Origin of the sequence: Arthrobacter sp. FB24, assembly GCF_000196235.1 — a bacterium.
GTDB lineage: Bacteria > Actinomycetota > Actinomycetes > Actinomycetales > Micrococcaceae > Arthrobacter.
Genome location: NC_008541.1, coordinates 1,901,390 through 1,914,893, shown reverse-complemented (window position 1 = coordinate 1,914,893; position 13,504 = coordinate 1,901,390). Strand labels below are relative to the sequence as shown.

Genomic DNA, 13,504 nt, shown 5'->3' with positions numbered 1-13,504 from the left:
CGGCGATTCGTCAGGAAGCCGGCAGCCCCGGTCGGAAGAGGCCGGATCTCATGACAGCGTGCGGCCGGAAGTCGGCGTCCACGACTACCAGGTCCGCCTTCATCCCGCGTTGGACACTTCCGATGTGCGCGCTGGCGCCCAACACGCGGGCAGGTACTGCTGTCGCGGCGAGTACGGCGTCGCCAGGGGCCACGCCCGCAGCAATGGTTTGTCGTACGACGTCCAGGAGCGTTGCGGTACCACCGGCGAGTGAACCGCCGTCCCTGAGCCGGGCGATGCCTTGGCGTACCGAGACCTGCGACGGGCCCAGGTCATAGTTGCCGTCGGCGAGCCCTGTCGCTGCCATGGAATCCGTGACCAGCAGGATATTCTCCGCACCGACCAGCCCGAAAGTCATCAAAACGGTTTGGGCGTCCAGGTGGACGCCGTCGGCGATCAGCTCCACGGCGGCCCGGCCTTCGTTGGCAACCCGAAGGCACGCGCCCGCCGGGCCCAGCAGACGGTGGTGCATGGGCGCCATTCCGTTGAAGAGGTGCGTGACTGTGGGCCGCGCAAGTCCTGTCGGCCGGGCGCGCTTCATGGCAGTTTCCGCCGTCAGAAGGGATCGGGCGGCCACTTCGGCGGAGCAATCCGTGTGACCTAACGAGGGGGTGACTCCGTGGTCGATGAGTATCTCGAGCAGCTCGTCAACGCCGGAAAGTTCCGGGGCGTAGGTCATGGTTTTCACGGTGCCTTCCGCGGATTGGAGCAGCGCGTTGAGCATCTCAAGATCCGGGTCCTTCAGCCAAATCGGATTCTGGGCCCCACAGCGGGTTCGGGAAAGGAACGGACCTTCCAGGTGAAGACCCGCGACAAGGCCTTCAGCGACCAGCGGTTTCAGCGCCTGAATCGCCCGGATGAGGTCACTTTCTGACGCGGTCACCAGGCTCGCGAGCAGGGTGGTTGTCCCGCTGTCATGAAGGAAATCGACGGCGGTCCGGGAGGTGTCCGTATTCCCTGTGGGGAATTCGGCGCCCGCCGCACCGTGGCAGTGTACGTCGACGAGGCCCGGGAGGATTGCTCCGCCGTCGGGGACCGTGAACTCGCTGGCATCCTTGAACTGGCCGGCATCATAGCTGTTCGAAGGACCGGCGTAGACGATCCGGTCTCCCCGCACCGCCACGACATTGTCTGTTCTTACTGATCCGTCGGTAATCACGGTGCCCCGCAGCACGTATCCCGGGCAGCCGTAGGACATGGGCGCCGCTGAGGGCCTAGCGCTTGCCATTGATGAGTGAGATCAGGCGTGCGACTTCCGGGACCAAAGCTTCTCGGCCGGCGCCGAAGTATTTACGGGAGTCCACCGCGGCCCGGTTGGCATCAAGATACGCGCGAACGGCGCCTGTGAAAACGCTGTTCAGATGGGTGGAGACGTTGATTTTGGTCATCCCGGATCTAACCGCGGATACGAGGTCCTCTTCCGGGACTCCGGAGGACCCGTGCAGAACCAGCGGCACATCGAGTTCCTGGCGTAGGGCGGCGATAAGGCTAATGTCCACGGTCGATGTTCTGGTCGTCATGGCGTGGGATGAGCCCACGGCGACGGCCAGTGCATCGACGTTGGTGGCGGCCACGAAAGCGGCGGCTTCCTGGGGGTCGGTTCGGACGCCGGGTGCGTGCGCGCCGTCCTTTCCGCCTACTTTGCCTAATTCGGCTTCGACGTACACGCCTCTGGCGTGAGCGTAGCGGGCAATTCGCGCGGTCGCCTTGACGTTGTCCTCGTAGGCAAGATGGGATCCGTCGTACATCACCGAACCGTAGCCCAGATCCACTGCTTCCATGGCAAGGTTTTCGTCTTCGGCATGGTCCAGGTGGAGCGCAATGGGCACGGTTGCACAGGCGGCAAGGGCTTTGGTCGCCAGGGTCAGCGGCACCAGTCCGCCGTGGTATTTGGCACAGTTCTCTGAGATTTGGAGGATGAGCGGCAGCCCGGCCTTTTCGGCGCCGGAAATCAGGGCTTCGGCTGTTTCGAGGTGGATGATGTTGAATGCCGCAACTCCGCCTTCTCGGCGTGCTGCGTCGGCCATCAGGTCCGAGGTGGGGCTCAGGGGCATGGGAGGTCGTCCTTTAACGTGATGTGAAGTTGGTTGGCGATCGCCTGATGGCGTGGTGAGATTTCGCCGGCTAGCGGCATCAAAACTGCTGCGGATCCCCATGCCGCGGCCGCCCGGAGTATCGTGCGGGGGTCGCTGGTCCCGGCACAGAACGCAACGGCCGCCGCGGCTACGGACGCATCTCCGGCTCCGGTGGGGTTGCCGTCCAGGGCCTGCGGCAGTCGTGCCGTCCAGTGGCGGTGGGGTTCATCCGCTGTGAAGGCGTGCATTCCCTCCGCCCCGGCGCTGACCAGTACTGTTTTCGCGCCTGCCTGGATGAGTTTTCTGGCCGCTGATTGCAGATCGGGGTCGTTCATGGTGGACGTCAGCTCGTGGTGGTTTGGTTTGAGGAGGTCTGCTCCCGACCGGGCGGCTGCTATCAGCTCGTGCCCTGTGGTGTCGATGATCGCGGGGACTCCGTTGGAATGTGCGGAGCGGACCAGATCGCCGTAAAAGCCCGGTGGGGCGTTCGGCGGGAGGCTGCCTGAACCGACCAGGACACCGATACTGGGGAATCCCGATGCTCCGGTCAGACACCGGTTGGCGGTGTCCCGGAGTTCCTGCCATTCATCGTGCCCCAGTGCGGTTCCGGTCTCATTGAAGATGGTCGTCAATTTGGTGGTCCTGTCGACGAAGGCGATGCTTCGCCGGGTTTCGGCGGCCACCGGCACGATGCGGTGCGGAATGCCGCTGAGCTCAAGGTCGTGGCGGAGGCTCGTGCCGTCATGTCCGCCCGCGGTGGTGATGACGAACGCCGGGTGTCCTTGGGAGTGCGCGACCCGGGCGACGTTGATGCCCTTACCTCCGGCTCGGCGGTGCGGGGCGGGGATCCGGTTGGTTTCCCCTGGCCTGAGGTCGTTCACGCAATAGGTCACGTCAATCGCCGGGTTGGCGGTGATGGCGAGTACGTGTTTGCCGCTATCAGAGGTCATGGCGGGCGGCCTCCTTTGCGTCGAGAAGGTCGAATGTGTTGAGTGCGGAGCCGATCAGGCCGGCGTTTTCGCCCAGGCTGGCGGGCACGATTGCCGGTGCTGTGTGGACGGTGAGGTGTTTCGTTATCTCTCTGGCCAGAGGGTCGAACAGGGCGTCTCCGGCTTGTGACAGGCCGCCGCCGATGATGACTGTCCTGGACCCGAGAAGTGCCACGCAATGCGCAAGACTGAATGCCAGCGACTCCACGGCCTGGCTCCAGACGTTCTGAGCTGCCGGGTCACCGGCGGCGGCCGCGTTCAGGACGTCCTTGGCGCCTGCAACCTGCCGGTGTGTGGCGGCGTTGTAGCGCTTGACAATCGCCCCGGCTGAAGCCACGTTTTCCAGAATTGTCGTGCCCCGTGGGTGGTCAGGGTCGGGCACGGGGACTTGGCCCACTTCCCCCGCCACTCCTTCTCCGTGGATGCGCATTCCGTCGGCATAGATGACTCCGGCGATACCGGTGCCTATGGCCAGGAACATCCCGTTGGTTGAGTCCCTGGCCCGCCCCAGCCGGAATTCTGCGTCCCCGGCGGCCCCGACGTCATGGCCGAAAGCCACTGGTATTCCGAGTGCGGTTTCAGTCCTCTGGACGAAAGGGTAGTCGCGCCAGCCGAGGTTGGAGGAGATGACCCCTGTCCCGGTCCGTTCGTCGACGATTCCCGGCACGGAGAGGCCTATGGCGGTGATGGCCAGGGAAGGGTAGGCGTGCCGATAGGAGCGGGTCAAGGATCCGATGACTTCCACTATGGCGTCGCCCGGGGCGGAGGCAGACAGCGGCGTCCTGGTCCGGCGTAGGCCGATTATTTGTCCGTCGGGGCGGACAATTCCTGATTTAAGGTCGGTTCCGCCCACGTCGAAGGCGAGGACCGGCGCTCGTTCCGCGTTTGGCGCCGGCCCCCCTGTCGTGTGCACTATCAGCCTTCGAGGATGACTGACCGGGTCAGGTTGCGCGGCAGATCCGGGTTAAGTCCCCTCAGCCGGGCCCGTTCCAGAGATACCTTTTGGGCCCGGACCAGTTCTGGCATGGCGTCCCGTCCGTTGGCGAGGAAGTGTCCGCCGGTACGTTCAACGTCGGTGCGGAGACCCTGCGGTTCGTTACCGAAAAGCCAGGTCACGCGACCTGCTGCGGCAATGGAGATCGGACCGTGGCGGTATTCCATCGCGGGATATGACTCCGTCCAGGACTGGGAGGCCTCACGCATTTTCAGGGCGGCTTCGTGGGCGAGTCCTACCGTCCACCCGCGGCCGAGGAAGGTGAATTGCTCCGCCTCCAGGAGTTCCGCCTCGACCGTCTCGGCGATGGCCTTCTGTGCGTCGTGGATGGCCGTGTCCAGATTGTGCCCCAGTGAGGTCCGGAGGTAGGCAAGCGCAGTGGTGGCGAAGCGGGTCTGTACTACGGATTTCTCATCGGCGAACGGCAGCGCGATGACGTTGTCGGCCGTCGTGACAGCCGGCGAGCCGGTATCGCCGACGATGACGACGGTGGGAACGGTGCCTCGAACATGGTCGAGGATTTCGAGCACTTCGGTGGTTGTCCCTGACCTGGTGATCGCGATAATCGCGTCATAGTCTCTGTTCAAGGCCGATTCCGAGGCGGCGTAGGCGTCCGTGACGCCCAGCCCGGCGGTCTCCCGGAGCGTGGCGTAGGCCTGGGCCATGAACCAGGATGTGCCGCAACCTACGACGGCGATCTTCTTGCCTTTGTCAGGCAACAGCATCGCCGCTTCGCGGCGTGCCTGGTCAGCGGCTGTGGCCCATACCTGGGGCTGTGAATCGAGTTCGCGTTGCATGTGCGCACCCAGGTCCCGGGCAGCAGTCAGGGCATTGCTCATGATATTTCGTCTCCTAGTGAAGGATGGAGGAGGGGGACGGCCGCTGTCCGGGCCGTCCCGTGGGGTGACAATAAATTGCGGGCGCTGGGTGCCTAGTAAGGCACGGCGTAGATTTCCTTGCGGGCCAGGCTGCTCCCGGAATGGGGCAGGACGAGTTTCTTCAGAAACGCCTGATCGCCGGTTTCCCAACACCAATCCAGAAGCCGTCGCCGGAATTCCTCCAGGACCTCATCGAAAGCGGACTCTTCCGCGAGATTACGGAGCTCGCCGGGATCGGCCGTGAGGTCCACCAGCTGTTCCCGGTGTTTACCCCAGCTGTAGACGGTGTATTTGTACCGTCCAGTGATTAAGGCGCGCCCCAGAGTGGTGGCCCGCTGTCCTGCGCTGAAAGCCGTTTCGACGGTAATCCCTTCCCCGGGCGCGCGCGGTTCGGTGATCCAGTCCACCCCGGTGGCGGTGGCAGGGGCATCAATGCCTGCCAGGCTGCAGAGCGTCGGAATGAGGTCCAGGCCGAGGGAGATTAACTGGCTGCCTACCTGGCTGTAGCCGACACCGGGGCCCCTCATCAGCAGCGGAACCCGTATGGCTTCTTCCTGTAACGAGGTCTTCTGGTTCCAGCCATGGGCGGCGTCTCCGTCGCCATGATCGCTGGTGAAGAGCACTACGGTAGTCTCCCTCAGGCCTTGACGGTCAAGTTCACCCAGGATGACTCCGATCTGTTCGTCAGTCCTTTCGATGAGCTGCGCGTATGCGTGCCTGTAAAGCCGCCAGTCATCGTGGCTGAAGTCCGCCGTCCCGTAAGCCTGTTCGGCCTGGGCCCGTTCGTGAGTCAACGCCTGGGGACTATAGGGCGTTGTGGCGAAATTCGAGGGCAGCGGAGGCGCGTCTCGGATGTCTGCTGGCCGCTGGACGTCCCCGTACGGCAGATGCTGGCCTCGGGCATATTCGCAGATGGTATGGGGGTTATCGAAGGAGACCAACAGCAGGAAAGGCGTGCCGGTGTCATGGCGGGCGCCGAGCCAGTCGATCGCCGAGGCCGTTAGCCCCTCATCGCCGAAGGGATGGATGACGTCGAAGCCGTCCTCGGGCTGGGCGCTTGCCTCCGGGGCGTGCCATTTGCCGGCGTAGGCGCAGTCGTAGCCGGCCGCCTTGAACCAGTGACCCAGACTCCCCGGCGTCCGCCCCGGCCCGCTGCCTGCTGGTACGGCATTACCGTCGATTCCTAGTTCGTGGGGATAGCGCCCGGAGACCAGCGAACTGCGTGCAGGTACGCACAGCGGGAAAGTCGTGTAGGCGCGGTCGAAGCGGGTGCCGGCCGCGGCGAGATTGTCCAGGTTGGGTGTGTTCACCACAGTCGATCCGGCGCACCCCATGGCGTGCGCCGCCCACTGGTCGGCCATGATGATCAGGATGTTCGGCTGAGCCGGGGCGGGATGCGACATTACTTGCCCATGCCCAACGTGAGGCCTTCCGTCAGTCTGCGTCCGAGCCAGATGTAGATGACCAGCATGGGCATGACGACGATGACGAGCCCGGCGAACAGGCCGCCCCAGTCGGCACCTGAGTACGTCTGCTGTTGGACGAAGGAGATCAGGGCTACCGGCAGCGTGTATTTCTCTGTGGACTGCATCAGGGTCAGCGACAGCAGGGTCTCGTTCCAATGGGAGATCACCTGAAGCACGAAGGCGGTGAGGATTCCACCTTTTGCCAGCGGCAGGGTGATCAGGAAGAACGTGCCGACGGCAGTGGTGCCGTCCAGTGCGGCTGCCTCCTCCATCTCCAGCGGCAACGATCGGAAGAACGCGGTCAGGAGGAAGACGGTGAACGGCATGGATACACCGATGTAGACGAGGTTCAGTCCAAGGAGGCTGTCAGTGAGGTACACCTGGTTCAGCATCACGAACAGCGGGATCAGTATGACCTGGGCAGGGATGCCCAGTCCCAGGATGAAGTAAAGGCTGATGGACCGGGTGAAACGGTTCTCCACCCGCCCCAGATAGTAGGCGCACGGCGCTGCGATGGCGACGGTCAATACGGATGAGACGATTGTAGTCACAGCGCTGTTCCATGTGGCCTGGGCAAAGTCCCCCACTGTCCAGGCCCTGACGAAGTTGCCAAAGTCGAGGGTCTCAGGAAGACCCCACGGGTCACCCAGAATCGAGCGGGTGTCTCTGAACGCCTGCATTACCATCCAGCCCAGCATGAGGATGCTCACGGCGACGATGATCCAAAGAAGGCCGACGCCGCTACTTCTTAGAAATGACCGCTCACCGCGCATTGCCGGGCTGGTGGGCCTGTTGCGGGGGCGGCGCTTCGGGGCGATGGCCACGGGGATATCCAAATCTTCAGACATCAGTCCTCTTAAAATTCGACGGCGTCACGGCGCATAGCCCTGCGCAGAATGACAACGAGTACGGAGATGAGTGCCAGCGAAATGATGGCGGACGCTGTGGCCGCACCGTAGGCCGGCGTCGACTGCGCGGAGAAAGCGGTGACATAGGTGTAGACCGCCGTGGTCCAGCTCTGGGTCGGGGGAATGCCCGCGCCGCTGCTGCCTCCGAAAACCCAAACAACTTCGAAGATCTTGATGGACGAGATGGTCCACAGGACTGCACAGGTTCCAAACACATCCCACGTCAACGGGAGAACGACATAGCGAAGACGCTGAAACGGCGTTGCACCGGCCAGGGCACAGTCCTCGTAGTAGTAGGGCGGAATCCGGTCCACTCCGGCCATCAGGATGGTGGTGAAATAGCCCGTGGTGGTGCAGATCAACGTCACCATGATCAAGGGGAACAGGTTGTCCTGCGCGAGCCATTTCGGCGGGTCGGTCACCCCGAAGGGTTTCAGCAGGGTGTTGACCAAGCCGCCGGGGTTGAAGATGAACCCGGCAAGGACACCGAAGACCAGCGCGTTTATCAAGTGTGGAAAGAAGATGACTGAACGGGCTATCTTCTTTCCCACCATGTCGCGGAGGATGAGGCACAGCCCGAAAGCGATCACGAAGATGGCGATGCCGACAACGAAGAGCAGCAACAGTGTGTTGCCGAATGCTTTGAGGAAAAGCTCATCCCGGAGGACGAGGAAGTAGTTGTCGAGCCCTACGAACTTCATGGGCCCGGCGCCGGACCACTTGTGGAGGCTGATCCACAAGGCGCCGGCAGCGGGAAGAACGAACAGGAGGGTATAGAACAGGAAGGCCGGTCCCACAAACGGGATCAGGAGCTTGCGTCGCTGGCGCTCGATGGAGCTGCCTTCTTCACGTGGCGGTTTACGGGGCACCGGGCGCGACGGCCGTGTTGGGAGCCCTGCCGCGTCTTTCGTTGGGGTCAACGTCATTAGCCGTTGTCCTTCCAATACTGGCTCTGCGCCTGTTTCATCTCTTTCAGGAATGTCTCAGCTGAAATTTTTCCGAGGAAGAGTTGGTCATTTTTGGGGTTGAAGACTTTGTCCAGGTACCCGGGGAAGACGACAGCGTCGAACGCTTGGTGGATCTGCGGCGCAGAGTCAAGGGCGCTCTTGATCGATGCCATCTCCGGGGACGTGGCTGCGTCTGTCCGGATGGGAAGTACCTTCGCCTGTGTTCCGTAGGCGTCCTGATATTTCTTTTTCAGCATGAAGACTGCCAGCTGCTGGGCCGCGGCGGCGTTCTTCGCCTTCTTGGGAATCGCGAATCCGACGAAGTCTGCGCGTACACTGGCGGGCTTGTCGCCGACTGCCGGGAACTGGAAGGAGGAGTATTTGAAGCCCGGGGTCGCGTACGGGGCGGTTTCGGTGGGCAGCCACGACCCATTCAGCAGCAGGGCTGCTTTTCCGGTGGCCCAGAGTTGCTGCTGCGCCGGCCACTTACTGGAATCGTAGCCGTTGATGAGGTAACCGCCTTTGACCAGCGATTCGACTTTTTTGGCTGCTTCCAGGACCTGCGGGTCATCCCAGGCGCTGCCTGTTTTGTCTGATGCGAGCTCCTTGAAGGCACCCGGGCCGCCGTATCGCTGCATCAGGGTAATGAACCAGGCGGAGTTGTATCCCGCGATGTCACCGTCGGCGGCCAGCGGAACTTCCCCGGATTTCTTCAGGACATCGAGAGTAGCGAGGAACTCATCCCATGTTTTGGGCGGTGCCGAGGCAAGCTCCGGGTGGCTGGCTTCGTTGAACCACAATCCGTCCGAACTGAAGCTGTACGGCAGCATCCAGGGCTGGCCGTCCTTACCGTCAATAGCGGCGTTCGCAAGGTACTTCGCCGGGATCAGGTCCGAGACCTTCTTCCCGTCAACGCTTGCTTCGTAGGTGGCGCCGAGCCCCAGACCCTGGTCCGTGTCACCGATGACGGGGGCCAATTTGGCGAAAGCGCCGTCCACGATGTCGGGGACGTTGTTCGTGTTGAGCGCGGGCACGAGCTTTTCCGTGCTGCTGCGTCCCTGCCATTGCACCTTGACGGAGGCGCCGGATTCCTTTTCGAAGTCCGCGATTGCCGCCGCGATGATTTTCTGCTGGGGTTCCCCCTCCTTCCACATCGACCAGTACGTCAGTTCCTGGCCCGCGACGGAGCTGGTGATGTCGGTGGTCTTGGCTTCGGTGCTGGACTCGCCCGGGCCACCGCAGGCGGTGGCCGAAAGGGCCAGGGTCGAACCAAGAAGCAGGGCTAGAGGGCGAAAAATCCGGGCATTGCCCATGGGTATTCACCTTTCGTGTAGGGGGAACCGTTCGAGTGCGACGGTTCGACTGAGATGACTATCACAGCCGCAAAAAGAAGGATTCAAGTGGTACTACAAGAGGGTTCCATTCCCGGAGTACCCGCCGGAGAGCTGACGCGCCCGAATCAAGGAGGTTTGGGGTCTAAAAATGGGGTCCAAGGGCGGGATTAGGTCTGGATTCATGTCTTTTAGTGGCTGAATACTTGTCCCTGTCGCCGCCTGGCGCCTGGGAGTTCCATCGAGTGAAGAGGTATGCGTTGATCCGTCTTGGAATCATTGGGGCAGGCGCGGTCGCGCAGTTTCATGCACGGGCGGCCGCCGCTCTGCCGGGTGCGGAGATGGTGGCCGTCTGCGATTTGCTGCTTGATGCAGCGCAAATGGTTGCTGAACCCCTCGGCGCCGCCGTCTACACGGACTACCGCTCCATGTACGAGCAGGCCGCGCTGGACGCTGTCATTGTCAATACTCCGCACTCCCTTCACTTGGAGATGGTTCTTGCGGCGGCCGAGGCGGGGATTCACGTTTTGGTCGAAAAGCCGATGGCCACTTCCTTGGAGGACTGCCGGCTGATGACGGAATCCTGCAGCAGGGCAGGCATCACCCTGGTGGTGGGACATATCCAGCATTTTCTGCCGGAGAAGGCCGCAGCAGAAACGTTTCTCCGGTCCGGAGCGCTGGGACAGCTTCTGATGATCAGGGATTACCGCAGCACGGACTACCGGCCGGGGACACGGCCGGATTGGTTCTTTGACCCTTCAGTGGCCGGAGGGGGTGCCCTGATGAATATCGGCGGCCACTGCATTGACCGTTCACTCTGGCTGGGAGATTCGCCTGTCGATACTGTTGACGCACGGATGCTCAACCGTTTCGGCGTCCCGGTTGAGACGGACGGATCTGTTCGCCTGCTCCTGCGTAACGGGGTGGAGGTGAACATTGTGATCGTGTCCGATCCCCCGCACCGAGCAGATGAGATACTCCTCATCTGCGAACAGGGGAGCATCTCCTGTACCCCGGACAGGGGAACGGTCGTCCGACACAACGGGTCAAGTACGACCCTCTGTGAGCCTTCCCCGACCGGCATTCAGGACGGCTTCACGGCTCAGCTCTCCGATTTCGTGGAAACTCTGCATGGTTCACACCCCAAAGTCAGCAACTCCCACGCCCGCAGCGTCGTGGAGACCGTCCTTGCCGCCTACCGCTCCGCCTTGACCCGTCGAGTCGTCGCCTTGCCGGAACCGGCGGCACCGGCGAACCTGGAAAACGCACTCGGACGATGACCCGCCACGAGCACCTGATGCCAACAGCCACTTCGACTGAGGGATCACTAACGGGCTGGGACCGCGCATCGTGGGAAGACCTTGCAGATAAGCTCATCGCAGGGGCCCTGACCCACTCCTCACCCCGAGGCGCCCGGGTGGCATTTCCTTCAGCGACGGGGCAGAACGACACTGCCCAGCTCGAGGGATTCGCAAGATCCTTTCTGCTTGCATCACTCCGGATCGCAGGATCCCCCGGTGCGCGGCCTGACCTCATCGGGTGGTACGCGGATGCGCTGGCTGCAGGGACACAGGCCGGCGGTGTCGAAGCCTGGCCCGTTTTGCGTGACCACGGGCAGCCCACCGTTGAAGCGACAGCGATCGCTCTTGCCCTTCACTTGTCCAGAGCATGGCTCTGGGAATCATTGGACGACGGTGTCAAAAATCGGGTTGTGCTCTGGCTCTCCGGATCGAGGGGCAGGTACGGAGCAGACAACAACCATGTGTTGTTCGGGGCAACCATCCAGGCTTTTCTCGCCTCAGTGGGCGCGCCCTTTGATGTTCTCGAAATTGAGGGGGCATTGGACCGGATTGAGGACTGGTACGCCGGGGACGGCTGGTATTCCGACGGGGAGGGCCGCCGCTTCGATCATTACAACGCCTGGACTTTTCACTTATACCCCTTCTTCATCGTGGACATGCTTTCCGGGACCGCAGGACAGGCAACCGGATCGTCCGAACGCCTCCGACTGTATAGAAGCCGTCTGCGGGAGTTTCTTCGCGGGTATGAACACTTGTTCTCCGCCGCAGGCAGTCCCCTGATTCAGGGGCGGTCCCTCATTTACCGTTGGGGTGTCGTTGCGCCGTTCTGGATGGGCGAAATCCAGGGCGTCTCCCCTCTGCCTGCCGGCCGGACCCGGCGGCTCGCCTCCGGCGTAGCCAAGCATTTTGTGGACCATGGTGTAGGCGCTGACGGTGTCCTGTCGTTGGGCTGGTGGAAAGAGAACACCGGGATTCTTCAGTCTTACAACGCCCCGGGATCACCGTTGTGGTCAAGCAAAGGGTTCCTGGGCCTGCTCCTTCCGGTTGAACACCCGGCCTGGTCCCACGACGAGACCGGGCTGGAGATCGAACGCCGGGACGTCAGGGAAGTGCTCTCCGGTCCGCAGTGGCTGGTCCACGCCACCCAGCGGGACGATATAGTTCGCGTCGCCAATTTCGGCTCGGGAGGGCATCCGCGCTACGACTCCCACCTGTACAGACGTTTAGCGTTCAGTACGGCCACTGCGCCGGTCCAGTACGGGGACCTTAGGGACAACGACATCTATATTCCCCTGCAGGACGCCACGAGCACCCACCGTGGCCCGCTGGGAGGAGTCGCCCGCCCGCATGGAGGAAGCCTTCGGTTCCTCCTGGATGCTGCCGGACGAGGAGTGTCTGTCGATTATGCCACCACCATCCTTGATGGTTCTGTCGAGCTGAGAGCGGCAAGAGTCCGCGGCGCAGTTGCGCTGCCGCTCACTGTCAGCGGATACGCGCTCTCCTCAGATCAGCCGATGGACACTGGTGTCCGGGGCGGCTGCGCCCGGGCCACAACCCACGACGGACTCTCTTCGTCCATTGCCCTGGTCAGTATCCAGGCGGACGCCAGTTCCGCCCCTGCTGCGCAGATCCGGTATGCACCGGAGTCAATCCTGGGTGAAAAGGTGGCTGTTCCGGCGGTCAGAATCTCACCAGCAAGAAGTACCGAGATACGCATCGCCTGGCTTGTCTCCCTCTCACGTCGGGAGGTGGACCTCTCAGCCATTGCCGCCGGATTGGAGCTTAACTGGTCCAACCAGTGCCTGCACGCGTCGATTGGAAACACCGCACGGTCTCTGCCGTGGATGCGGCACGATAAGTGGCCGGCGGACAGCATCAATCAGGGGATCTTCGGAGGATAGCCCTCTCAGGCTGATGCCTTACGGGCTGCTCTGACCAGGCTCCTGTCCGTGGCGGCGGATCCCCGGCTCGTCCGTCTGGCCGAGAGGAGACCGCGTTTACTCCTGCAGTCTTCAATGCCGGGATATCAGCGATTTTCAGTCCGCCGCCAGCCATGATCTCCAGACGGCCGTCCGCAATACGGTGCATGGCCGCGAGCGTTACCCGTCCAGCTCCCGCGGTCTTGGCGCCGCCGGAGCTCATCACTCTGGAGACGCCAAGCTCTGCCAGTTCCAGCAGTGCGCTCAAGGGATCACGGCATTGGTCGATGGCGCGGTGGCAGGTAATCTCAACCTGCGGATTGGCCTCTCTGGCGGAGTCAATAAGCCGGGTCATGCCATCACCGTCGATTGCTCCTTCACATGTCAGAGCCCCGAACACCACCCCGGCTGCCCCTTCCGTGACGAAGGTGGCGATCTGCCTTGCCATCGTGCTGATTTCCCCTGCCGAATACACGAAATCACCCGGCCTGCACCGGACCAACGGATGCACCTGTAAAAGCCGGGCGGCCCCGCAGAGGCTTTCTTGAAACAGATCGCGGGAAGCAGTGAGCCCGCCGAGATCCAGGCGCGTGCATAGTTCGATCCGGTCGGCCGCTTCATCGGCAGCGATTGCGACGCCCGCGATGTCCACGACGG

General features: G+C 62.6%; 12 protein-coding genes. 2 read left to right on the top strand and 10 right to left on the bottom strand.

Going from position 1 to position 13,504, the window contains the following annotated elements:
• Positions 1–10: 10 nt before the first annotated feature.
• The 9 genes from ARTH_RS08720 to ARTH_RS08680 form a co-directional block, all read right to left on the bottom strand.
• The gene (locus ARTH_RS08720) at positions 11–1,267 is read right to left on the bottom strand and encodes an N-acetylglucosamine-6-phosphate deacetylase (RefSeq protein ID WP_011691573.1); all 1,257 of its coding nucleotides are present in this window, start codon (positions 1,265–1,267) and stop codon (positions 11–13) included.
• Positions 1,254–2,093, bottom strand: coding sequence for a class II fructose-bisphosphate aldolase (locus ARTH_RS08715; RefSeq protein WP_011691572.1), 840 nt, complete (start codon positions 2,091–2,093; stop codon positions 1,254–1,256). The genes ARTH_RS08720 and ARTH_RS08715 overlap by 14 nt, the downstream gene beginning before the upstream one ends.
• A complete protein-coding gene (locus ARTH_RS08710; RefSeq protein WP_011691571.1) occupies positions 2,084–3,064 on the bottom strand; it encodes a 1-phosphofructokinase family hexose kinase in 981 nt (326 codons plus the stop codon). Before ARTH_RS08710 ends, ARTH_RS08715 begins: the two co-directional genes overlap by 10 nt.
• Positions 3,054–4,016, bottom strand: a complete 963-nt coding sequence (locus ARTH_RS08705) for an ROK family protein (protein WP_011691570.1) — start codon at positions 4,014–4,016, stop codon at positions 3,054–3,056. Before ARTH_RS08705 ends, ARTH_RS08710 begins: the two co-directional genes overlap by 11 nt.
• A 2-nt stretch (positions 4,017–4,018) precedes the next feature.
• Positions 4,019–4,936 carry an SIS domain-containing protein gene (locus ARTH_RS08700; RefSeq protein WP_011691569.1) on the bottom strand — a complete coding sequence of 306 codons (918 nt, stop codon included), beginning with the start codon at positions 4,934–4,936 and terminating at the stop codon, positions 4,019–4,021.
• Positions 4,937–5,028: 92 nt separating this feature from the next.
• Entirely contained in the window at positions 5,029–6,378 is a 1,350-nt protein-coding gene (locus ARTH_RS08695; RefSeq protein WP_011691568.1) for a sulfatase family protein, read from the bottom strand.
• Entirely contained in the window at positions 6,378–7,289 is a 912-nt protein-coding gene (locus ARTH_RS08690) for a carbohydrate ABC transporter permease (protein WP_011691567.1), read from the bottom strand. Before ARTH_RS08690 ends, ARTH_RS08695 begins: the two co-directional genes overlap by 1 nt.
• A gap of 8 nt (positions 7,290–7,297) precedes the next feature.
• Positions 7,298–8,275 (bottom strand): carbohydrate ABC transporter permease, encoded by a 978-nt coding sequence (locus ARTH_RS08685; RefSeq protein WP_011691566.1) that lies wholly within the window; start codon positions 8,273–8,275, stop codon positions 7,298–7,300.
• Positions 8,275–9,609: an ABC transporter substrate-binding protein gene (locus ARTH_RS08680; RefSeq protein ID WP_011691565.1), complete on the bottom strand. Its 1,335-nt coding sequence runs from the start codon at positions 9,607–9,609 to the stop codon at positions 8,275–8,277. Before ARTH_RS08680 ends, ARTH_RS08685 begins: the two co-directional genes overlap by 1 nt.
• Positions 9,610–9,821: 212 nt before the next feature.
• On the opposite strand from ARTH_RS08680, the gene ARTH_RS08675 reads away from it, so the two are divergent.
• Both ARTH_RS08675 and ARTH_RS08670 read left to right on the top strand, forming a co-directional pair.
• Positions 9,822–10,907: a Gfo/Idh/MocA family protein gene (locus tag ARTH_RS08675; protein WP_442852993.1), complete on the top strand. Its 1,086-nt coding sequence runs from the start codon at positions 9,822–9,824 to the stop codon at positions 10,905–10,907.
• Entirely contained in the window at positions 10,904–12,829 is a 1,926-nt protein-coding gene (locus ARTH_RS08670) for a DUF2264 domain-containing protein (protein WP_011691563.1), read from the top strand. Before ARTH_RS08675 ends, ARTH_RS08670 begins: the two co-directional genes overlap by 4 nt.
• On the opposite strand, the gene ARTH_RS08665 is transcribed toward ARTH_RS08670, so the two are convergent.
• Complete coding sequence (locus ARTH_RS08665) at positions 12,804–13,499, bottom strand: copper homeostasis protein CutC (RefSeq protein WP_198011544.1); 696 nt, start codon at positions 13,497–13,499, stop codon at positions 12,804–12,806. The two genes, ARTH_RS08670 and ARTH_RS08665, sit on opposite strands and share 26 nt — an antisense overlap.
• Positions 13,500–13,504: the final 5 nt, after the last annotated feature.